This is a genomic window from Alteromonas sp. KUL42, from assembly GCF_006538325.1.
In the GTDB taxonomy this organism is placed as follows: Bacteria; Pseudomonadota; Gammaproteobacteria; order Enterobacterales; family Alteromonadaceae; genus Alteromonas.
The window spans coordinates 72,225-94,823 of the sequence record NZ_BJKK01000008.1 but is presented as its reverse complement, the minus strand read 5'-3'; the positions used below and the strand labels follow the sequence as shown (position 1 = coordinate 94,823).

Below are 22,599 nucleotides of genomic sequence, written 5' to 3'. Positions count from 1 at the left end.
GCCCTTTTAGAGGGCAACTAAAAATACTGAGGAAACCATGAAAAACACTACATTCAAATTATCTCCTCTTGCGAAAGCGTTAACCATAAGCACGGCAATGGCATTGTCGACACAAGCATTCGCACAGGAAGAGAGTAAAGTTAAAGAAAAAGATGTTGAGAAGATAGAAGTCACTGGATCGCTAGGCAGCTTACCTGGGCAAGACGTTGAATCTGTTTTCGGTTTTGGCAAATCTATTCTTGAAACGCCACGCTCAGCATCTACCATTTCACAAGAGCAAATGGAGCGCTTTAACGTTTCTGATATCGATGAATTGGTTGCTTTCGCCCCCGGTACATTTACTCAATCATTTTTCGGTGTAGCAGGCTCGCTTGACGTACGTGGAACTCCGGGCGAAACCTATTTTCGTGGTGTAAAACGTTTAGATAACCCTGGTAACTATCCCACGCCTATTGGTGCATCTAGTCGAATTGATATAGTTCGTGGTCCAGCCTCTCCTATCTATGGGCCATCGAAGATTGGGGGATACCTTAACTTCAACCCGAAATCAGCACGCGCATCATCAGGACAATACCTTGAATCGCCTACAGGTGCGATGTCTTATACAACTGGCTCTTGGGACAAAAGTATTCTTACTGCTGAAGTAGGTGGTCCAGCCAGCATAGGCGGCAAAGAAATGGGTTACTACATCTATGGTGAACTAGAAAACTCAGACAGCTATTACGATAACACGGCAACTGACCAAACTGTTGTGCAAGCCTCTTTTAACATCGATATTACAGACAACTTGCGCTTTGAATTCGGTGGTATGTATCACGACTATGAAGGCAACCAGGTTGCTGGTTGGAACCGTTTAACCCAAGATTTAGTCGACAATGGCACCTATATCACAGGTACAGCTAAGCCCCTTGATACAGATGGCGATGGCCAAATTAGCCATGAAGAATATGCAGCGGTTAACATAGGTGGCGAAAGTGGCTTTTACGTACCGGCTAGTTCATTTACCGACTCTGAAGCCACTGATTTAATGCAATTGGAGAACGTGGGTACTGCTACTCTTGCTGGCAATCAAGTACTTGTTGCTCCTGATGATCAATTGGCGAACGAAGCGATTACATTATATTTTGATACTATTTACTTCTCTGATAATTGGGAAATTCGCAACCAGTTTTTCTACGATTCTTATGACAACATCAACGAAAACGCTTATGGTTTTTCACAGTTCCACGACAGCTGGGTAATAGAGGATAAGCTTATTTTTGCTACCGAAGTTGAAAAAGGTAGCTTGTTTGCACAGTTCCAATTTTCACCATCCATTCGCTATACCGACTTTTTGCACGGTGACGACTTTACCTACGAGTACTTTAACCGCCGTGATTTGACCATGCCTTCATCTGCGTTAGATCGCCGTTTACTTTCAACGCGCTCAGGTAAGAATTTCGACAACTACGATGATGGTAATTACCTAGACTTAGGCATTGCAGCCATGACCGATTTAACATGGGATTGGGGCTTAAACATTGTGCTAGGTTTACGCTATGACACCATTGATATTGAAAGTACGTCACGTACCGATTTATTGCTAGGTGCAACGGGTGATGAAACTCCTATCTACGCAGAAGAAACTGTTGATGGATGGTCTTGGAATACCAGTATTTCTTATGAATTTGAATTTGGCCTTATTCCTTACGTTACATTAGCTGAACAAGCTACGTTGGTTGCAGGTCAAGGTTCTGAAATTGGCGTGGGTCAGCTTAACCAACCTGGCGGTTCTGGTGCATTTGATACGTCAGACCTTATCGAATACGGTATTAAAGGCTCGCTCCTTGACGATACACTTTACTTTGCATTGTCATCGTTTGAACAAGAACGTACTGATTTCAATACACAGAACACAGTTACCAACAACACAACGAACAACAAAGGCACTGAATTCGAACTGCGTTGGGTAGTAAACGAAAACTTAGTTGTATCAGCAGGCTATACCAACATTAAAGTTATCAACCTTACCGCTCGAGAAAACGGAAACCAGTTTGGCTTCTTGGGTGCTGAAGACCTTGTTAACTTAAGCGACCCATCATTGGTATTCGGTGGTAACGTGATCGGTCTTAACCTTATTGGTGACGGCTTTGCCAATACGGATGCCCGCAAAGCAGGTATTCCAGAGAATATCTATACGCTTACAGCAACCTATGATTTCCAAAACGGTTATGCGGCTAACGTTAGTGTTGTTGATGTAGAAGAAGTGGCTTCAGGTTTCTCTGCATCGGTTATGCTTCCTGCATATACACTTGTTAATGCCGGTTTGTCATATCAGGCAGAAGATTGGTCAGTTAACTTAACAGTGAAAAACCTCACAGATGAGCGCTATTTCCGCTCGAACTTCCCAGACTTGTTCGGTAGCCAAATTATTCTTCCAGAACTTCCGCGTCACTGGAATGCGAAATTTAGCTATAAATTCTAATCTGAGCTAATGATTGATTAAGATAAAGGTAAACTCGGCTCGCGGGTTTACCTTTTTATTTGGAGTAGTAAATGTACAAACACCTTTTTAAGGGCTTGTGTCTTTCCGTTGCCCTTACGCTGACTGGTACAAACGCCTTCGCCAATCAAGTCAGCACTCAAGCTTCGCCGATGAAAGTGAAAGTTGTAATAGTGAGTATGTTTGAAATTGGGGGTGATGAAGGAGATGCACCCGGTGAGTTTCAGTTGTGGAAAGAAAGGCAAGAACTGACCACCCAATACTCGCTAGTTCATGGCTTTCATGACATTTATGCCAACACTGAGACAGGGGTTATTGGCATAGTGACCGGAATGGGGATAGCCCGCGCAGCTTCCGCCATTATGGCCTTAGGGTTAGACAGGCGTTTTGATCTTACTGACGCTTATTGGTTAGTGGCAGGTATTGCTGGCGTCGACCCGCTTGATAACACTATTGGCAGTGCTATTTGGACAGACTATGTGGTCGATGGCGACCTTGCACACCAAATAGATGCGCGAGAAATACCTACAAATTGGAAGACGGGTTATTTTCCCCTATTTACCAATGGTCCCTATGAAAATGCCGATAACGTAAACCCTAATAATAGCCCTAACGGTGAAGTGTATGTGCTTAATCAATCACTTATGAAATGGGCATATTCTATTAGTAAAGACACCGAGCTATTTAATACACCCGCAATGGATTCCCTTCGAGGTAAATACACAGGTTACCCAAATGCATTGTTAAAGCCATCGGTGTCTATTGGCTCACATTTGTCTGCATCAACGTTTTGGCACGGTAAATTATTAAATGAATGGGCTAATGAGTGGGTGAAGTATTGGACCAAATCAAAGGGAAATTTTGTTACCTCGGGCATGGAAGACTCTGCCACATTGCAAAGTTTGTCATACCTCCACAATGCAGGTTTAGTAAATAAACAGCGCGTTATGATCCTACGTACTGCCAGCAACTTTACCATGCAACCCGTTTCTTTAAGTGCAGCGGAAAACTTAAAGCAAGAAAGTGAAGGTGAAGGCTATGCCGCTATGGGGTCTGCTATTGAAGCTGCCTATCGCGTTGGTGTTAACGTAGTCGATTTCATTGTGAAGCACTGGGATAAAACTCAACACAAAGAACCTAGTATTGCTGAGTAAAGTATTTTTCTACATGCTAGCGAACGCATTACTTTTAAAGGGCTCTAATCGCAGGTGGCTTATACAAAAAATGCGGCTAAAAAAACCAACAGGGGCGAAGAAAGTAACCGCTATCTACATCAGCATTGACTTACCGCTTAACGCCCGTTTAATTTGCAACGCTACGTCGTAAGGCAATACGGGTTTTGTGAGAAAATCGGCCATGCCCGCTTCACTGCACATCACCTTATCTTTGGGTGATGTGTTTGCGGTCACTGCAACCACAAAGCCGTGTTTGGTCATCAAGCCTTCCTGTAAAATGATTTTTGTTGCACTGGCACCATCAAGAACGGGCATCACACAATCCATAAAGATTACGTCGTACTGCTTAGTTCGCGCCTTCTCAACCGCCACTTTCCCATTGTGGGCTTCGTCCGGCACAATATCGTACTTTTCGAGCATAGAGGCGATAACTAACCTATTGATATCATTATCATCAACAATCAATATATTTAAGTTTGAATCGAACGGTGTTTTAGGCAGTAAGTTATCTTCTTTTTTTCGATGGGCAGTCTCCAATTGAATAACAACGTCAAATGACGCTCCCCTTCCCACTTCAGATCGCACGTCAATTTCACCGTTCATTTCATTGACTAATTGCCCAACAATAGAAAGCCCTAGGCCACTCCCGTTTAACTCTTCACTTGCGTGTTGGGTTTTGTTTTCAAAGGGTTTAAATATACGAGAAAGAATGGTGTTATCCATACCGACACCAGAGTCTTCTACAGAAGTTATTAATACGGGAAGACCTTCTAAATATTTAAGCGTGACTTGAATAGCCACATACCCTGAATGCGTAAATTTAAGTGCATTGGAAAGTAAGTTAGTCACTATTTGCTCTATGCGTATTGGGTCGCCATATACCAATGATTTTTCATCAACAGCAAGTAGCGTATGAAAGCGAATTCCTCTCTCAGCGCATTTTGCTTTATAACGGTCAACTATTTCATTAAATAACTCAGCCACACAAAAATTTTGAGGATTTAGTTTTAACTCACCATTTTTCATTGATGTGTAGTCCAACACATCATCAACAAGCGCATGTAAGCGCTCTGCACTGTGAATGGCTAAGTCGGTTTTCTTCTTGCGAACCAAATCCCTTTGTTCGCATTTTAAGGCTTGCAACATGCCAGTTATTCCATTGAGCGGCGTTTTTAATTCGTGACTAATACGCGACAATAACATGGCGCTTTCAGTACTGGCGTTTATTGCTTCCGCACGTTTATTTTCGAGCTCAATACGAGCGTGAACGGCTTTGTCCACATTTTGAATAGTGCCGAACAAACGAATACATTTTCCATCTTTGAATTCAGCCGTGCCATGCGTTTCAATCCAAATAAGGTTACTTTTCGCTGAGGTTAATTGCACAGTGGCACTCCACGGGGCGCCTGTTTTAATGGCATCAAATACAAGCTTCCTGACTTCACCGCGATAGGGCTCTTGATAAAAGTCAAAAGCAGACTCTAATGTAGGAACGTAGTCGTTTGTTACTTCGTGAATGGCCTTTGCCTGAGACGACCAGCTCACACAATTTGACACTGTATCTACTTCCCACGTGCCAATATTCGCGACATGTTGAAGTTTTTTATAAAGCGATTTTTGGCGCGCTTCAGCTTTCTCTATTAGGTATTTTTCAACCGTTACACTAAGCCACTCGTCGACTAATGCAATTTTTTCATGATTGATAGTTTGAGAGGGACACGCATTGATGAAAATTAGACAAAATTGGCGAGAATCTACGTAATGAAATTTCCCACGTATGTAGCGGTCTGCATTAAAATACATAGAAAACCAGTGCTTAAACCCCATCGGGCACACATCACTATTAATGGGAAAGCGATTTTCAGAGGACGGGTCAGCAGAAAACACAGGTATTGATTTAAAATTCGGAGATTGCCCTGCACTGGACTTAACCAAAATGTTTACATTTTCATCGTCAATTTCTACCAATAAACCCTGAAAAACATTGAGGGAGTAACAAGCTTTCTGCACTAATTCTTGAATTGAGAGCATCAATGCCTTGCCTAATTCACTATGTGTGTTTGACCGCTCATCAAAATAGACCATATTCTGTATTCCAAAAGTAGCGTCGGGCTCAAATGCACAGAACGCAAGCTATGAATTAAACTAACAGAATAAATACTAGACCCAATTAGGAAGGGAGAACATTACACATTAGACTACTTTTTCGGCAGAAATGAGGCGAAAATTCGCCTCATTTGAGTAAAGAGTTGTTTTAGCCTACGGCTTGATTACGCCCAGACTCTTTCGCTTCGAAAAGCAACACATCTGCATCTTCAATGAAGGAATTCATTTCATCATCAATAACATCTTTTGCATGTCGCACCGCATATCCAACACTTATAGACACGTTATTGTCAATTCCTTTCTCATGAGGAATTGCGGCCTCTCTTACTGCTGTAACTAGGCGGCTTGCAATTTGAGAAACGCCTTGTAAGTCAGCATAGGGAATGAGAACAAGAAACTCCTCACCGCCAAAGCGTATCACTGCATCTTTTGGCCTTCTGACGGTATCGGCAAGTATTTTTGCTACCTGCTTTAAACACTCATCGCCTTTTAAATGCCCGTAGGTATCGTTGTACAACTTGAAGTAATCAATGTCGATCATAATTGCACCAACTTTTGCTTCATCGCGGGCAACTTGCTTAATAAGAAGTGGGATCTCATTGGTTAAATACATGCGGTTGTACTGCCCTGTAAGCTGGTCGTGAAATGTCATCAACTCCAGATAGTCGGTTTTAAGCTTATTGAGCAGATGTGTTTTAATTCGGTGAATAAGGGTTGAAGCGATTACCGGTTTCATCACAAAATCAGAGGCACCTATTTCCCAACACGCATTCTCACTATCCACATCCAATGTTGCGGTGACAAAAATAACGGGAATGTCTTTGGTTTCAGGGTTGGCTTTTAGGGCTCTGCATACATCCAATCCGTCCAAATCCGGCATATTCATATCAAGTAAAACCAAATCAGGCTTGTGCGCACTACAATGCTCAATCGCTTCTTTACCAGATTCTGCCTCACTGCAGGCAAAAATGGACGATAATAAAGATTCAAGAAGTAAACGGCTCATGGATTCATCGTCCACAATAAGTACATTGCATTCTTTAAACGGTTTTAATGCATTTCTATTCATTCAATCTTGACTCATTATGTAAAGGAAGTAGGCACTTTGATTTCTACTTCAAATCCCATTTTGATACCTACTTTGATTCCAAGGCAATCCTCTGCTCGTATATCAGTGTAGCAATCATTGCTAGATTTAACGATATTAATATCATACATAGACATCCGTTCACGTTTGGCCTTTGCTCTTGGATAGTAAGATGTTTTTTCACTCCAATACGACACAATTCAATATCGACAGGTTTCGATATTGATTGTATTGCACCGAGCATTAATACCATCCGTTTAGTTTCGGGATCACTATGTGAAGTCACGAATATAACGGGGATAACAAACATTAGCACATGCTCTTTTAACTGTTTACAGATTTCAAAGCCAGATATGCCTAGAGCCTGTGTATCTTTGTTCATAAATTGTACATGAGTTGTTTTTTAGTCAGACAATCGAAAATGTACTTAAAAAACGTATACTCAACGCTTTAGACAGTAGTACCGTCTTTAGTTTAAACTAGTACAAATACAATTAGTAAGAGCACCGTGATGAACAATGAGCTTGCCAACAATGACGCGCTATGGAACAGAGCGACTGCACTGCGCCGTTTGGGCGGTAATGAACTTTTGCTTAATAAAATTGCAGACATGTTTCTATCGCAAATTGAGCAAAAGCAAAAGGCCGTCAACGAGGCTGTATTGATTTTAGACGCGGAAGCGATTCGCTTTCACAGTCATGCGTTAAAAGGTTTCTCAGGTGATGTAGGTGCAGATGCGCTCAGAGAGCGCGCTGCGCAAATGGAATTTCTAGCCAAAGAAGGAAACCTCGACGAGATAAATGATCACTTGGCCAATTTAAATGCTCTAATTCAAGCAACCATTGAATTGATTCACTCTCATCGTTGACGTTTGCCGTTAAAACTACCACTACATTTGCGCAATTTTATCGACAAAGAGCGACTTACGCTCTTCACTTAAGAAGCTGGCTTTAAAACTGTTAATGGCTAATGCTTTTATAACACCTTCATTTATGTCCAGTGCGTTTGCTAGTGCTTCGAAGTTTTCATTTAAAAAACCGCCGAAATACGTTGGATCATCAGAATTCACCGTAACCAATAACCCACGCTCAAGAAGAGTGATAATGTTGTGCTGCTTCATATCGTCTATTACACACAACTTTAAATTACTTAGCGGGCATACGGTAAGGGGAATTTGCTTTTCTTGTAAGTAATCCATTAAGCGTTCATCTTCTTGACAACGCACACCATGGTCAATTCTATCAACGTCAAGCAGCTCAATAGCTTCCCAGATATAAGATGCCGGCCCCTCTTCACCTGCATGAGCAACAATTTTAAACCCCAACGCTTTAGCTTTTTTGAAAACTCGCTCGAACTTAGACGGTGGATGCCCTAACTCTGAACTATCAAGACCTACTGCTTTTATATCCCCATAGTAAGGCTCTGCCAATGCTAATGTTTCAAAAGCGGACGATTCAGGTAAATGACGTAAGAACGACATAATGAGAAAACTACTGATGCCATACTCGCCTTCGGCCTTTTTCATTGCTTTTAGAAAGCCCGGCATGAATACGTCAAAACCAATCCCACGCTCAGTGTGCGTTTGTGGGTCGAACATAATTTCGGTATGCACAATATTTTCTTGGTGGCATCGCGTAAGGTATTCCCACATTAAAGCGAAGAAGTCATCTTCGTCTTTAAGTACCCCTGCCCCTGCGTAGTAAATGTCTAGAAAGCTTTGTAGATCTTCGAAATTATAGGCGGCTTCAATTTCTTCCACGCTAGCATAAGGAAGTGATACACTGTGTTTTTCAGCAAGACGCCACATGAGCTCAGGCGTTAAGCTACCCTCAATATGAAGGTGAAGCTCGGCTTTGGGAATGTTGTTTATTATTGATGATAGCGACATGGTCCCCTCACTTTTTTGCACCAATACAAGGCGAAGGCGCGCATTTGGTGCAGAGTAGTTTATCTTTATTGTTGTCTATTAACGAATTTTTATCGCGTTCTAGGGCAATGTTAGCCGCATAGTAACATCATTATTTCGCTTTGTTGTTTGTTTCAATGGTGTTGTGTCGTCTGGTTGTAAAAAGATAGCACAAAACGCACCAACAAGTTGACTAATTGGTCAGCTTATTGCTTTAACTTCCAAAATAAACAGTCGATAGAACACAAAAAGAGATAGTTAAATGTCCAACCTCATTCTTGAACGGCTTTTCAAACTTCAAAGCCACGGCACTACCATTAAAACGGAAATTATTGCGGGTCTGACAACATTTGCCGCCATGTCGTACATTTTGGTGGTCAACCCCAGTATTCTTGGGTTAAGTGGCATGCCAGTAGAAGGACTTATAACCGTAACTGCTATTGCAGCCTGTTTAGGCACGCTAATAATGGCGTTAATGACAAACTACCCCATTGCACTAGCACCAGGAATGGGTTTAAACGCTTTTTTTGCCTTTACCATTTGTTTAGGTCGCGAAATTCCTTGGGATGCCGCATTGGGTATTGTGTTTTGGAACGGTATTCTGTTTCTTCTGCTTTCTTTAACCGGTGTTAGAACGAAAATTGCTGAGTCTATTCCACCTGCGCTGAAAGTAGGTGTTCAATGTGGTATCGGGTTATTCATTGCGTTCATCGGATTAAAAAATGCAGGGCTTATTGTTGATAACCCCGCAACGTTCGTGCAACTGGGTGACTTGTCAGACCCTGCCGTTATGCTTGCGCTAGCCGGTATTATTTTCACTATTGTTTTAATGGTGAAAAACGTCACTGGCGCTATCTTGATTTCTATCGTCACATTAACAGTAATTGGCGCATTTATACCCACAGAAAGTGGCACATTAACCGCGACGCCTAGCGCTATTGTTGGTATGCCAGAGTCTATATCCACTACCTTCTTAGCCATGGATTTTTGGTATCCCGTACACCACCTTGCTGAAACTTGGGACCTAATCTTCGCACTTATGTTTGTAAACATGTTCGATACCATTGGTACACTTATCGGCGTGTCGCGAAAAGCAAACCTGTTAAATGAAAACGGTAAGCTTCCGAAAATTGGTGCGGCTATGACGGCGGATGCGTCAGCAAGTGTGGTTGGTGCTTGCGTGGGAACATCTCCGGTGACAAGTTATGTTGAATCTGCAACGGGCGTTTCTGCTGGAGGGCGAACTGGGTTAACTGCCGTGGTAGTTTCTATTTGCTTCTTATTATCGCTATTCTTAACGCCGTTGATGAAAGTCATTCCACTCATGGCCACAACACCAGCCTTATTAATGGTGGGTATTTTAATGATGGAATCTATCCGTCAGGTAGATTTTGACGATTTAGGAGATCTTGCAACGGCATCCGTAGCGTTAATTGCTATGCCACTTACCTTTAGCATTAGTGAAGGTATTGCACTTGGGTTTATTACCTACGTTGGTATTAAAGTGGGCACGGGAAAATACAAAGAAGTATCACTATTAACCTATGCCATGGCAATTGTATTTCTGTTGCGTTATATGCTCGACCTTAAATAAAAGAACGAAAATTAACGCTCTTAGTAGAGACGTTTTATCCAAGCATGGTCGTTTATCAAAACTCATGCTTAAAATGCAAAAAAGGTGGCAATGCCACCTTTTGTAGTTTGATACAACAGTAAGGAAAGCTTACTTTAGGCCTTCATAAGTGAAGGTAATTGCCTTATCAGCCATAAATACAATTTTAACGTGTTTGGCGTCTTCGTTGCCCCACACACAAGCTAGTGTTCCCAAAGTTTTACCACAATTGTCAGCAGAGCCCAAAATAGTCTCCACTTCTTGTTGTGTCATACCCACTTCAAGCTTGTCGTAGTTTTCTTTGGTTAATTTTGAACATGCAGTTAATGCAAGTGTTCCCATTACTAGAGCAATCATTTTTGTTTTCATAACGTTATCCTTTCTACTTTTTTTACTCGAGCTCGTCAATTTCTGCGCTCGTAACAGGGTGTGTGCTTAGCCAATGGCGTGCGATATCCTCGCGGGTAGCTAACCATACCTTATCATGAGATTTAACATATTCGATAAAGCGTTTTAGTGATGCCATTCTTGCTGGGCGACCCACTATTCTATTATGTAAGCCAATGGATAGCATTTTAGGCGCGAATTCTCCTTCTTCATAGAGCACATCAAATGCATCTTTCAGATAGGTAAAGAACTGATCGCCACTGTTAAAGCCTTGTGGACTAGCAAAGCGCATGTCATTCGTGTCCAGCGTGTAAGGCACAATCAGTAAGGGTTTACTGTAATGACAATCGTAATAAGGCAGATCATCGGCATACGAGTCTGCACAATAAAGAATGTCATCGCGTTCGGCGATTAACTTCAAGGTGTTCGGGCTAGTTCGCCCTGTATACCAACCCGCGGGCTTTTTACCCGTTAGTTGTTCATGCAATATTATGGCGTCGTCTATCAATTTGCGCTCTTGCGCTTCGTCCATATCTTGGTAGTGAACCCAGCGCATTGCATGGCTAGCTATTTCCCATCCGGCATCCATCATGGCTTGTACTGCTTGAGGGTGTCTCTGCATTGCCATTGTTACGCCAAACACGGTAACAGGCACATCATACGCTGTCATTAAGCGATGTAAGCGCCAAAAGCCTGCTCGACTACCATATTCATAGATAGACTCCATGCTTAAATGGCGATCTTTATAGGCTTGTGCACCAATAATTTCCGATAGAAATACTTCTGAGGCTTCATCGCCATGTAATACGCAGTTTTCTCCGCCCTCTTCGTAATTTAAAACGAATTGAACGGCTATTTTAGCGCCATTAGGCCACGCTGCATTTGGAACGTTTTCACCGTAACCAATCAGGTCTCTTGGGTAATGTGAGTTTGACATACTACTCCTTAAACGCCTCAGGTACTGCTAACCCACAACCGCCAAGTACAAGCTTAATGACTTGTTTAGTGGCATTCTCGAAGTCTGCCTTGGTCATTTTCTTACCGCGTAAACGGGTAATCTGTGCAGAGAAATCGGCATAATGCTGCGTGCTTGCCCATATGGTATATAGCAAGTACTCACCTTCAATAGGCGGCAGTTTACCGGCCGCTATCCAAGCATCGATTACCGCTAAACGCCCTTGCATCCACAAGGCGTGCTCTTCATCGAAATAGCCACTAAGGTTTTGCGCACCGTTGATAATTTCCATCGCGAAAATCTTTGAAGCGAGGGGATGGGTTCGTGAGACTTCCATTTTTTCAGCAATATAGGCTGCAAGCACCATGGCAGGATCATCATTCACCGTGGCTTTATCAAAGTGAGAATTCCACAGTGATAGGGTTTCTTCTAGTACTGCCACATAAAGCTCTTGCTTGGTTTTGAAATAATACAAAACGTTGGTTTTTGGCAGCCCTGCTTCATCAGCAATTAACTGCACTGCGGTTCCCTTCAAGCCAAACTGGGCAAAACACTTTTCAGCTGCTTGGAGTATCTTTCTTCTGTTCATCGCGCCAACACCAGCATCAGCGCCTTTCACCTTAATCATTATTATTCAAATTCCTTTACAATCTGTTCTGCAAGCGCCGTGAGTAAAAGAACTCGCCACTCTTATAACGAACGTCTTTTAATGGTTTTATAACAAGAAGCAGGCCATTGCAAAAATATATAATACCTCAAGCCCCGTTGTCTTTTTATCAACAATACAATTATCAAGTTAAAAGCTAGCATAAAATTTGCTTGAGACTTTCTTAGAAATTGCTTAAAACCTGCTTACAACGCGCTTAGGAGTTATTTAAGTTAGCCCAGTATTACTTCTTTGCAGTTACCAAGAAAGGTTACTGCGAAACACAATACACTGCTTAATTTCATCTAAAAAATATGGCCTTTTTAGACTTGGCCATTTTTTATAAGCAAAAAATTGACCAAATGGTCTACTTTTATGATTAAATAATCGATATATTAATGGACACAACAATGAACGTAACTAGAAGGTGTGAACATGATTCGCTTTCTTATTAATCAAGACACCGTTGAATTAGAAGAAGCGCGAGCTGACCTCACACTTCTCCAGTACATACGCGAACATCGCAAGAAAACCGGCACAAAAGAAGGATGTGCTGCGGGTGATTGTGGCGCATGTACTGTGGTGCTTGCAGAGCCTGATGCAAAAAAACCAAACACCCTGCATTATCGCACGGTTAATAGTTGTATTACGCTAATGAGTGCCGTGCATGGCAAGCAGCTTATTTTAGTAGAGCATTTAAGTAGTAACGGCAACTTGCACCCCGTACAGGCAGCATTGGTAGAATACCACGGCTCTCAATGTGGTTTTTGTACACCAGGCTTTATAATGTCTATGTTTGCGCTTTATCACAGCAATACAAAGCCCAATAGAGACGACGTTTTACATGCTCTGTCTGGTAATTTATGCCGCTGTACAGGTTACCGTCCTATTATTGAAGCAACCTTAGCCGCATGTGCTCAAGCGCCTAATGACCAGTTTACTCAAAACGCGATTACCACACTTAAAAAGCTTAAAGCGCTTTCAGGGCTTGAAGATGCTAGTGATATGCAACTAGGTACTGGGCATATTTTAATGCCAACCACCCGCGAAGCATTGCGTGATGCTATTGAGCAAAACCCTGACGCTCAGCTTGTCGCCGGTAGTACCGATTTAAGCTTACAATTTACACAGCAACTGAAAAATGTGAATAAACTGATCAGCCTTTGCCACATTGATGCACTGAAACAATGCACCACAACAGAGCATTCACTTACAATTGGTGCAGCGGTTCCGTTAAACGATGCCGCACCACTTATGCTGAAGAGGTTTCCACAAGTTGCAGAGCTGATTACCCGTTTTGCATCATTGCCCATTCGCAACCAAGCCACGCTAGGAGGCAATGTAGCCAATGCTTCACCTATTGGCGATACCCCGCCTCTTTTGCTTGCATTAAATGCCGTGTTGCATATCGACAATGGTATAGCCGTAAGAAAGCTTCCTATTAGCGAGTTTTTTGTTGGCTATCGCAAAACAAAACTCGCCGTCAATGAGTGGATCTCCGCGATAGAAATTCCTTTGCTTAGCTCGTTTCAAAAAATTGCAGCGTATAAGATATCCAAACGATTTGAAGATGACATTTCTGCGGTGTGTGCCGTGTTCAATGTCACGGTAGAGAACAATGTTATCGTAAATATTTCTGCAGGGTTTGGGGGTGTAGCAGCAACGCCTGTTCAATGTGACGCCCTTAACAATGCATTAGTTGGAAAACCACTTTCTAGCCAAGAGTGTTTAACCCTTGGTAAACAGATATTACATGATGCCTTTACGCCTATTGACGATGTACGCGCAAGTGCAGCGTATCGAAAAACAGTATTAGCTAACTTATGGCATCGCTTCTGGTTAGAAAATCAAACAGAAAACAAAATTGAAACACGGGTGGTGCAACATGCGTAAATTGATAGACAAAGCACATGCACAACAATCACCATCAAATAACGTCGTTCATGTTTCATCTAAACACGAAAGTGCTCCTCGCCAAGTTCAAGGCGCCGCTAACTACGTAGATGATATTGTAGAACCCCAAGGTACGCTTTATGCTGCTGTAGGATTGAGCCAATGTGCTAAAGGTCAAATCACCGGCATTAATCTTGATAATGTGCGCCAAAGCGAAGGCGTTGTAGATGTTGTTACCATAGACGACGTACCCGGTCACAAAGACATTGGTCCTGTTTTTGAAGGCGACCCACTACTTGCCAATCAAGAAATAAAGTTTTTTGGACAACCTGTATTTGCCGTACTGGCAACCTCTGTTCAGCTTGCCAGACAGGCTGCACTTAAAGGGCAAATAGACGTAGAAGAAGCATCACCAATAATGAACGCGGATGAAGCTCACGCCCAGTCTGAGTTTGTACGCCCACTTCATCGCTTTGGTCAAGAAATGGCTAAGGTTGACAGTACCTTTGAGACAGCTACGCATAAAACTCACGGAAACCTGAGTATTGGTGGACAAGAACACATGTACCTTGAAGGACAAGTGAGCTTAGCCATTCCTGACGAAGAAGACAGGATGAAAATCTATACTTCTAGTCAACACCCCAGCGAAGTGCAAAAGCTAGTAGCCGAAGTGCTTAATGTAAAACTTCATCGCGTAATGGTTGATATGCGAAGAATGGGTGGCGGCTTTGGGGGTAAAGAGACCCAAGCAGCACAATGGGCGTGTATCGCCGCTTTACTGGCTTCGAGAAACCGCTGCGCAGTGAAACTTCGTTTGCCACGCTTTACCGACATGCACGTTACGGGCAAGCGTCACCCTTTCGAAAACAGTTACGATGTAGCATTTGATGATACGGGCAAAATTGAAGCCACGCGCATGGAAATCAATGGTATTTGTGGTCACTCACCGGACTTGTCCGATGCCATTGTAGATAGAGCCATGTTTCACGCCGACAACGGCTACTTTCTGGGAAACAGTGACATTGTTGGTCATCGATTAAAAACCAATATGGTATCGCACACTGCCTACCGGGGGTTTGGTGGCCCACAAGGGATGATCATGGCTGAAGCTATGATGGACAAGATTGCTCGACATCTTGGCACTGATCCGCTTTCGGTGAGAAAACGCAACCTCTACGGACCATCAACAGGTACCGTTACCCCTTACGGCATGGAGATAGAGCATAATCTACTGCCGGAAATGATAGATGAGCTAGAACAGAGAGCAGAATATTGGCAGCGCAGAGAAACCATTACCGCGTTTAACCGCACCAGCCCTATCATTAAAAAGGGCCTAGCCCTGACCCCTGTGAAATTTGGTATTTCATTTACAGCCAAACACCTAAACCAAGCTGGGGCGTTAGTACATATATACACTGATGGCAGTATTCAGATTAACCACGGCGGTACTGAAATGGGGCAAGGTTTACATACCAAAATAGCCCAAATTGCCGCCAATGAGTTTGGTGTTGGTATCGACATGATAGAGGTTACCGCCACCCGCACCGATAAGGTGCCTAATACCTCACCTACCGCGGCATCAAGTGGTACTGATTTAAACGGCAAAGCCGTACAAAATGCATGCTTAACACTGAAAGCGCGACTCGCAGAATGTTATGCCAAAAGCTTAAGTCGTGCTGATGATGCAAACTTGGTTGAGTTTGTGGGCGATGAAGTAAGACTCGGCAAGCACAGCATCTCTTTTGTAGAACTTATTCAAAGCGCTTACTTTGCGCGTGTATCGCTATCGGCTAGCGGTTTTTACAAAACCCCTAAACTACAATACAACAGAGAGACCGGTGAAGGCCGCCCCTTTTTCTATTTTGCATACGGTGTATCCATGAGCGAAGTGTCAGTAGATACATTGACCGGAGAATACACTGTTGATGCCGTCGACATTATCCACGATGTGGGTAACAGCTTAAACCCCGCTATCGATATAGGCCAAATTGAAGGCGCATTTATTCAAGGTATGGGTTGGCTAACAACCGAAGACTTAAAATGGAACAACAAAGGCAAACTTATTAGCGAGAATATGGCCACCTATAAAATTCCGGCAATTGGCGATACACCCAAGACGTTCAATGTTTCGCTGTTTGGACGCGAAAATGCAGAAGACAGTATTTATCACTCAAAAGCCGTCGGTGAGCCCCCTTTCATGCTGGCTATTTCGGTGTGGTGTGCATTAAAAGATGCCATTTCCAGTTTATCTGGGTATACCGTAGACCCTGCATTAGATACACCAGCCACACCAGAACGCGTTCTCAATGCCATTGCAGACATTCAAGCTAGAGTTACATCGCCCAATGCAAAAGAAAGTGCAACAGAAAATGCAAAGGAGTCGGTATGACCACCAAAGCGAACAAGGCGTTGAAAACGTCTTCTTGGCGCCCTCAAACGTGGTATGAAGCGGTTGAGCAATGTCAGCAATCAAACGAAGCCTACGTGCTGGTAACGGTTGTAGGTACGGCAGGTTCAACACCAAGAGAAAGTGGCAGTAAAATGGTGGTTACGGCCAGTTCAAGTATCGATACCATTGGTGGTGGTCACCTTGAATTTGATGCCATTAACCGCGCTCGCGCCTATTTGGCAAAAGGACAAGCCTGCACAGAATTGCACAGTTACCCTCTGAGTCAGTCACTCGGTCAATGTTGTGGTGGTGCGGTAAAAGTGCTTTTTGACGTTTGTAATATGCACCAGCAACATATTGCCATTTTTGGTGCAGGTCATGTGGCAAAAGCCTTAGTACCAATACTGGCACAGTTACCGGTTCGTATTTCGTGGATAGACAGCAGAAACGAGCTATTTCCAGAGCAAATTCCCGCTAACGTGCAAGTTGTGATAGAAGAAGAGCCAGAAACTGAAGTGCGTCACTTAAGTGATAACAGCTGGTTAATCATTCTTACCCACGATCATCAGCTTGATTATCGTATTACAGAGAATGCGCTTAAGTATCCGTCACTGCCCTTTATCGGTCTTATTGGTTCTGATACGAAAGCCAAACGCTTTATGACCAAATTAACGCACCGAGGATTCGATGAAACCACCCTTGCAAGGTTGCATACGCCTATAGGTAACCCTGCAGTACCCGGAAAGCGTCCCATTGAAGTGGCGGTTTCTATTGCTGCGCAAATTATAAACTTGTTGCATCACAAACCAGCTGAGCAGGGTAAAAAAGCGTTGCAACAAGAAACTACGAAGAAACACATAAAGGACACTGTCGATGACCTTAGATGAACTAAATACGTTAGATAATGATGCTGCATCGGCATGGTTTGAACAGTGCTGCGCGGCAAACGCGTGGATAGAGAAAATGGTGAGTACACGCCCCTATTCATCCATTGATGCTCTTGAAGCCAGCGCAAAACAAGCGTGGCAATCTTGCACTAATGACGACTATCTAGAGGCCTTCAAAGCACACCCTATGATTGGTGATGTGGATTCATTGCGCAAAAAACTTTGCCAATACCAAAGCCATTGCAGCGGGTGAACAATCTGGCACTGCAAGTGCGTCAGATGAGGTTCTACATGCATTGAAAGAAGCGAACCATGCGTACTTAGACAAACATGGGTTTATCTTTATTATCTGTGCAACGGGATTATCCGCTGAGACTATGCTAGAAGAACTTCAGAAAAGGCTTCCTAATAGCACTGATGAAGAGCTACAAAATGCCGCTGCGCAACAAATTAACATTACGCTATTACGCATTAGCAAAGCACTTGTATAAGTATTAAGGAATTCGAATGAATACATTATCAAGTCATGTACTAGACACGACACTCGGAAAGCCTGCATCAGGTATTGCACTTACGCTAACACTGCCTAATGGTAAAACCTTAGACGGCATTACAGATGATGATGGTCGCTGTAAGCAGTGGCTAGGGTTAGAAAAAAACGCAAGTTGAAGCATCATTTGAAGCAGGCATTTATACATTACGCTTTCATTGCAAAGCGTATTTAGAAGCGAATCACAAGCAGTGCTTCTACCCGCATATTGATATTACATTTGAACTTGAACCAAATGGTGGGCACTACCACGTGCCATTACTTATCTCGCCATTTGGGTTCAGTAGCTACAGAGGCAGCTAACACACATGCAGCTATTTCGTGCAAGTATTGCGCACTTTTCAACCCGTACGTCTGAGTACAACAAAGACATCACTATTTACAAAGACGGCGGCCTTGTCATTGACGGTAAGCACATTAAAGATATCGGCCCTTATAGTGAAATTGCCGAGCGCTACCCCAATGCGGCAATTAAAGATCTCACTGGGAAATGGGTTTTACCGGGTCTTATTGACAGTCATCTACACTTCCCTCAAACACAAAGCATTGCCCACTATGGTGAGCAACTATTAAGCTGGCTTGAAAACTATACGTTTCCAACAGAAATGCAATTTGCTGATAACCAGCACGCAGAAGCCATAGCGAAGGTTTTCTTACAGCAACTTGTTAAAAATGGAACCACAACAGGTCTGGTATTTACTACGGTTCACAAAGAAAGTTGCGATGCATTATTTCGCGCAGCAAGCGAAATAGACATGGCAATGATAGCCGGAAAAGTGTGTATGGACAGGCACTGCCCCAGCGAGCTACAAGACACTGCACAAAGTGCACAACTAGACAGTGCGCAACTTATAGAAACCTGGCACAACAAAGGGCGTAACCGCTATGCCTTAACGCCCCGCTTCGCACCGACCAGCACCGATGCACAATTAGCGGCAATGGGTGAACTTGCCCAGCAGTATAAAGATGTATTTATTCAAACTCATTTGTCTGAAAACCTAGATGAAATAGCATGGGTAAAGCGTCTTTTCCCAAATACTAATAGCTACTTGGATGTATATGACAAATACAATTTAGTGCGCGAACGCGCCGTATTTGGTCATGGTATTTACCTATCGCCTGACGAGTGGACAAGACTAAGTGAAGCCAATGCCACATTGGCTTTCTGCCCTACTTCGAATTTATTTTTAGGCAGTGGCTTGTTTGATATGACATCGGCTAAAGCCAATAACGTCCATGTTGCATTAGCCACTGACGTGGGTGCGGGTACAACATTTAATATGTTCAATACATACGCTGATGCCTACAAAGTAAGCCAACTACGCAATGCACCTATTTGCCCATTGGAAGGCTTTTACTTAATGACACAAGGTGCTGCACTAGCCCATCGACTCGATGACGAGATAGGCAACTTAAATCCAGGTTCAATGGCCGACTTCATTGTCGTTGAGCCAAGATTTGATGAATTAACATCACTTCGAATAAAACAAGATGCAACGTTTGATGATGTGTTCTTCGCCCTAAGCATTTTGGGTGACGATCGTGCTATAGAGCAAACGTGGATAAGTGGTCGCTGTTGTTACACAAAGAAATCACCACAATAGAATAAGGAGAATAATAATGCCGTGGCTAGATTGGTTGAGTCTTTTCGTACGTTGGTTTCATGTTATTGCCGGCGTTGCTTGGATAGGTGCGTCTTTCTATTTTATTTGGTTAGATAATAACTTACGTACACCTCCTCAATGGAAACAAGACAAAGGCATTAAGGGCGATTTGTGGGCCATTCACGGCGGTGGCTTTTATGAAGTGGCAAAGTATGCCTATGGACCAGAGCAAATGCCTACCACATTGCACTGGTTTAAATGGGAAGCCTATACCACATGGCTATCGGGCTTTGCTTTGCTCATTATTGTCTATTACTTTGGTGCTTCAGCGTATCTCATCGACCCTTCAGTTAATGCAATGACGCCAACTACTGCAATTGCCTTAGGGTTGAGCCTTATTTTTGGTGGCCTATTTGTATATGAGATAGCATGTCGCAGCCCGTTAGCCAAATACCCTCTTGCATTTGGTATAGGGTTAGTCGCCCTAGTCACTTTGGTAAGCTACCTTTCTACGCAATGGTTTAGTGGTCGTGGTGCCTACATTCACGTGGGTGCGCTAATCGGTACCATTATGGCCGGTAATGTGTTTTTTAATATCATGCCAAACCAGCGCAAAATGGTAGCCGCTGTCGCACAAAAGAAAGATATTGATCCGAACTGGGGTGCTAGTGCCAAGCTGCGTTCGGTTCACAATAACTATTTTACGTTGCCACTGCTGTTTATTATGATTTCAAACCACTACCCTATGACCTATCAGCACCCACACAACTGGCTGGTACTTATGGCTATCATGGCGGCAGCCGCATGGATACGCCATTTCTTTAATTTGCGTCATGTAGGAACCACCAAGCCTAGTATTTTAGTATCGGGAGCGGTAGCCATGTTGGCGATCACCTTGTGGGTGTCATGGCCACAGTCGACCAAAGTAGAAAACAAATATGCAGAAAGTGGTTTACCTCAAGCTACTTTGCCTAAATCAACAAAAACAGCAGGAACAGATGCTCACAATAATGTGGTGTCAGACCAGCAAGTAACAAGCCTCATCGAAACCCACTGCGTTAGTTGTCATTCACGCTCGCCAAGTGACGATATATTCAAAGTTGCGCCGTTAGGTGTGGTGTTAGATTCATGGGAAGACATTGAACGCTATGCACCGCAAATCGTTCGGCGTGCAGCGGTAACCAAAGACATGCCCTTTTTAAACAAAACCGGCATGACTGAAGAAGAAAGGCAGTTGTTAGCTCAGTGGTTTGAACAACGCAACAAAGAACCGTTTAACTGACGCATCTCATATGCTTTTAGCTGACGAGCGATATACCAATGTTTTCAACAGCTTGTAAAAGATCGGTGAAGTACTAAGCTCACCATCAGGTAAATTGAGTGTACGTTCTACACTTTCTAAAAACGCTACTATAAGCCATTCAGAAGGTTCTTTTTCAATGAGTAGTTGCTGTAGCGTGTTACTTATTAAAAAAGTTGTTGAGGAAACATCTGTTACCTGTGTGGTATTCGTTTCGTTAGCGCGTCTTACCACTCGTTTTAACATTTGTCTAAAGAATGTTATTTGATCTTCAATAGTCATATCGCTCTTTGATGAAGCATTCAAAAGCATAAGGAACAACTCTTCAAGTTGCTGGCTTATATGTTCAATGTTTAGAACTTCAGGCAAAAACAATTGAGATAGAACTTTTCCTCTAGCCAAAATAAAATTAGGAGCATGCTTGTCTATCAATGTTAAATGGATACGCATAGGAACCTGTGTACCGCCGCTAATATCAGCACACATCCAACTAAAGTTACACTCTCCGTATTTTTTAGTGTGCGCAATTGCCTCTGATGCAAGTAAGCTCGATGGCAAACCACAAGGTTGTAGCTTTGGGGAAACACAAGCAGGTGTTAAACCTACAAATTCAACAGGATCATTTACTTTGTAAACATGCTTTGTCGCTTCATTTGCAAGTATAAATTTTTCGTCCTGCATCAACCAGTAACATTCATTTGACGCGATAAACTCCGGTTTGTAAGGCATCTCACATTTTGAAGCCAATACACATCCTTTGCAGTTTCCTGGGCAATTTTCATGAAGCATCGATTCTTCAGAGTCATTTATATTAAGCACACTCATTTTGTAAATCACTTAACAGGCCTCGCATAGAGTACGCCTCTAGCTTTAAGGTTCGCTCAATACACTCAAGTCCGGCTTCTAAAATACTAGAATCATCCTCGCGACCATCGGCAGGTTTCAACAACGCTGGTATCTCATAAACAAGTGGTAACATAATCATTGCTAGCAACTTAGCACTCATTTCTGGGTGAGTTACCTGACTTTCACCACGCTGGTTTGCACGAACCAGTAACAATTCTAATGAGCCTATAATTATATCGACATACCTTGTCTCGAAGACTCGCCTTAATTCATGATTTCCAGAAGACGCCATAAATTCAGCAAGCGATAGCCTGATGCCATTTGTATTTAATAAAATATACGAAGCAGGCCAGTGGATAAAAAAAATCAATTTCTCTGCAAGACCCATATCTGCTGCACTGAGAATATCTTTGATCTGTTTTTGAAAACTAGACACTACGTGTTCGTAGCAGCTCTCAATGACCCCTTCTTTCGACTTAAAATAATGATAAAAAGTACCTTTGGATACATCGGCTTGTTTCAACATCATTTGCAAATTTACATTACAAAAGCCACTCTTAAAAAAAAGTAAGAAGCTGCTATCAATAATTGCCTGTCTTTTATCGTGATAGGAGTCTCGTTTCAATTTATCTCCTCAAACATAGTTACTCAAGGTAACGGAATAACCTTATTGTATACCAGAGCACGATTCTTTTCTCGGAACAATGCTCAGATCTCAGGTTAAGATGTAAAAAATACGTAAATAAAAACCCATCATCATTAACACCACTAGAC

At 42.8% G+C, this 22,599-nt stretch carries 18 protein-coding genes and 2 pseudogenes; 11 read left to right on the top strand and 9 right to left on the bottom strand.

The window, feature by feature from the left end; genetic code table 11:
• Nucleotides 1-37: 37 nt before the first annotated feature.
• Together EYR97_RS12495 and EYR97_RS12490 are read left to right on the top strand one after the other, a co-directional pair.
• Nucleotides 38-2,464 carry a TonB-dependent siderophore receptor gene (locus EYR97_RS12495; protein ID WP_131094133.1) on the top strand — a complete coding sequence of 809 codons (2,427 nt, stop codon included), beginning with the start codon at nt 38-40 and terminating at the stop codon, nt 2,462-2,464.
• Nucleotides 2,465-2,535: 71 nt separating this feature from the next.
• Nucleotides 2,536-3,636, top strand: a complete 1,101-nt coding sequence (locus EYR97_RS12490) for a purine nucleoside permease (protein ID WP_131094132.1) — start codon at nt 2,536-2,538, stop codon at nt 3,634-3,636.
• Nucleotides 3,637-3,750: 114 nt separating this feature from the next.
• Here EYR97_RS12490 and EYR97_RS12485 read toward each other — a convergent pair whose 3' ends face one another.
• The 3 genes from EYR97_RS12485 to EYR97_RS12475 all read right to left on the bottom strand — a co-directional run bounded on the left by EYR97_RS12485 (nt 3,751) and on the right by EYR97_RS12475 (nt 7,232).
• The gene (locus EYR97_RS12485; protein WP_131094131.1) at nt 3,751-5,742 is read right to left on the bottom strand and encodes an ATP-binding protein; all 1,992 of its coding nucleotides are present in this window, start codon (nt 5,740-5,742) and stop codon (nt 3,751-3,753) included.
• Between the two features lie 169 nt (nt 5,743-5,911).
• A complete protein-coding gene (locus EYR97_RS12480; protein WP_131094130.1) occupies nt 5,912-6,832 on the bottom strand; it encodes a diguanylate cyclase in 921 nt (306 codons plus the stop codon).
• Between the two features lie 67 nt (nt 6,833-6,899).
• Complete coding sequence (locus EYR97_RS12475; protein WP_131094129.1) at nt 6,900-7,232, bottom strand: two-component system response regulator; 333 nt, start codon at nt 7,230-7,232, stop codon at nt 6,900-6,902.
• A 129-nt stretch (nt 7,233-7,361) separates the two neighbouring features.
• Here EYR97_RS12475 and EYR97_RS12470 point away from each other — a divergent pair, with 129 nt between their 5' ends.
• Nucleotides 7,362-7,718, top strand: a complete 357-nt coding sequence (locus EYR97_RS12470; RefSeq protein ID WP_131094128.1) for an Hpt domain-containing protein — start codon at nt 7,362-7,364, stop codon at nt 7,716-7,718.
• A gap of 21 nt (nt 7,719-7,739) precedes the next feature.
• Here the strand turns inward: EYR97_RS12470 and EYR97_RS12465 are convergent, their stop codons facing one another.
• Entirely contained in the window at nt 7,740-8,738 is a 999-nt protein-coding gene (locus EYR97_RS12465; protein ID WP_131094127.1) for an adenosine deaminase, read from the bottom strand.
• Between the two features lie 280 nt (nt 8,739-9,018).
• On the opposite strand from EYR97_RS12465, the gene EYR97_RS12460 reads away from it, so the two are divergent.
• Complete coding sequence (locus EYR97_RS12460) at nt 9,019-10,350, top strand: NCS2 family permease (protein WP_131094126.1); 1,332 nt, start codon at nt 9,019-9,021, stop codon at nt 10,348-10,350.
• 129 nt (nt 10,351-10,479) lie between these two features.
• Here EYR97_RS12460 and bamE read toward each other — a convergent pair whose 3' ends face one another.
• From bamE to EYR97_RS12445, 3 genes are read right to left on the bottom strand one after another with little or no spacing between them, the layout of a single operon-like run.
• Nucleotides 10,480-10,737, bottom strand: a complete 258-nt coding sequence (bamE, locus tag EYR97_RS12455; protein ID WP_131094125.1) for an outer membrane protein assembly factor BamE — start codon at nt 10,735-10,737, stop codon at nt 10,480-10,482.
• Nucleotides 10,738-10,759: 22 nt separating this feature from the next.
• Nucleotides 10,760-11,692, bottom strand: a complete 933-nt coding sequence (gene puuE / locus EYR97_RS12450; protein WP_131094124.1) for an allantoinase PuuE — start codon at nt 11,690-11,692, stop codon at nt 10,760-10,762.
• Nucleotide 11,693: 1 nt separating this feature from the next.
• Complete coding sequence (locus EYR97_RS12445) at nt 11,694-12,338, bottom strand: TetR/AcrR family transcriptional regulator (RefSeq protein WP_131094123.1); 645 nt, start codon at nt 12,336-12,338, stop codon at nt 11,694-11,696.
• A 453-nt stretch (nt 12,339-12,791) separates the two neighbouring features.
• On the opposite strand from EYR97_RS12445, the gene xdhA reads away from it, so the two are divergent.
• The 7 genes and pseudogenes from xdhA (at nt 12,792) to EYR97_RS12410 (ending at nt 20,961) form a co-directional block, all read left to right on the top strand.
• On the top strand, nt 12,792-14,249 hold the full coding sequence (xdhA, locus tag EYR97_RS12440) for a xanthine dehydrogenase small subunit (RefSeq protein ID WP_131094122.1): 1,458 nt from the start codon (nt 12,792-12,794) through the stop codon (nt 14,247-14,249).
• Nucleotides 14,242-16,638, top strand: coding sequence for a xanthine dehydrogenase molybdopterin binding subunit (gene xdhB, locus EYR97_RS12435; protein ID WP_131094121.1), 2,397 nt, complete (start codon nt 14,242-14,244; stop codon nt 16,636-16,638). The genes xdhA and xdhB overlap by 8 nt, the downstream gene beginning before the upstream one ends.
• The gene (gene xdhC, locus EYR97_RS12430; RefSeq protein WP_131094120.1) at nt 16,635-17,525 is read left to right on the top strand and encodes a xanthine dehydrogenase accessory protein XdhC; all 891 of its coding nucleotides are present in this window, start codon (nt 16,635-16,637) and stop codon (nt 17,523-17,525) included. The genes xdhB and xdhC overlap by 4 nt, the downstream gene beginning before the upstream one ends.
• A pseudogene (gene uraD, locus EYR97_RS12425) lies at nt 17,512-18,016 on the top strand (2-oxo-4-hydroxy-4-carboxy-5-ureidoimidazoline decarboxylase). Before xdhC ends, uraD begins: the two are co-directional and overlap by 14 nt.
• A 16-nt stretch (nt 18,017-18,032) precedes the next feature.
• Nucleotides 18,033-18,378: pseudogene (gene uraH / locus EYR97_RS12420) on the top strand (hydroxyisourate hydrolase).
• A 5-nt stretch (nt 18,379-18,383) separates the two neighbouring features.
• Nucleotides 18,384-19,679, top strand: a complete 1,296-nt coding sequence (gene guaD / locus EYR97_RS12415; protein ID WP_131094119.1) for a guanine deaminase — start codon at nt 18,384-18,386, stop codon at nt 19,677-19,679.
• A gap of 16 nt (nt 19,680-19,695) precedes the next feature.
• Entirely contained in the window at nt 19,696-20,961 is a 1,266-nt protein-coding gene (locus tag EYR97_RS12410) for a urate hydroxylase PuuD (protein WP_131094118.1), read from the top strand.
• 6 nt (nt 20,962-20,967) lie between these two features.
• Here EYR97_RS12410 and EYR97_RS12405 read toward each other — a convergent pair whose 3' ends face one another.
• Both EYR97_RS12405 and EYR97_RS12400 read right to left on the bottom strand, forming a co-directional pair.
• Nucleotides 20,968-21,804: a hypothetical protein gene (locus EYR97_RS12405; protein WP_131094117.1), complete on the bottom strand. Its 837-nt coding sequence runs from the start codon at nt 21,802-21,804 to the stop codon at nt 20,968-20,970.
• Nucleotides 21,791-22,450: a TetR/AcrR family transcriptional regulator gene (locus EYR97_RS12400; protein ID WP_131094116.1), complete on the bottom strand. Its 660-nt coding sequence runs from the start codon at nt 22,448-22,450 to the stop codon at nt 21,791-21,793. The genes EYR97_RS12405 and EYR97_RS12400 overlap by 14 nt, the downstream gene beginning before the upstream one ends.
• Nucleotides 22,451-22,599 lie beyond the last annotated feature (149 nt).